This is a genomic window from Vibrio sp. 10N.222.49.C9 (genome assembly GCF_041474985.1).
In the GTDB taxonomy this organism is placed as follows: Bacteria; Pseudomonadota; Gammaproteobacteria; order Enterobacterales; family Vibrionaceae; genus Vibrio; species Vibrio crassostreae_C.
In genome coordinates, this window is record NZ_JBFRVD010001244.1 from 1 (window position 1) to 295 (window position 295).

1 protein-coding gene is annotated in these 295 nt (G+C 47.8%); it reads right to left on the bottom strand.

Annotated features, from left to right (window positions below):
- Nucleotides 1–295: SoxR reducing system RseC family protein (locus AB4585_RS27760; RefSeq protein WP_372171973.1), on the bottom strand; the 295-nt coding region annotated here is incomplete at both ends.

Here is a 295-nt window from a genome sequence, read left to right on the forward strand (position 1 = left end):
CAAAGAGTATACTTACCCATTCTTGGCCATTGAACATGACCTCAGAAATCTCAGCACCAATCACAGCACCAAGGAACAAAAACAATAGAGGAACGAGATAGACTAAGGCTGCAGCAGACAGCAAGGCTTTTTCTGGTAGGCCAATCTCTACGATGTCGCCTTCTGAGACCTGTACAGGTGTTGTCAGCGACCAAGCGTGTTGTTCATTGCCAATGGCTTTGGTGACTTGACCTGTGGCACAACTGGATTTAGAGGCGCAGCTGTTGCAACTGGTCTGTTGCTCACAGGATAGATC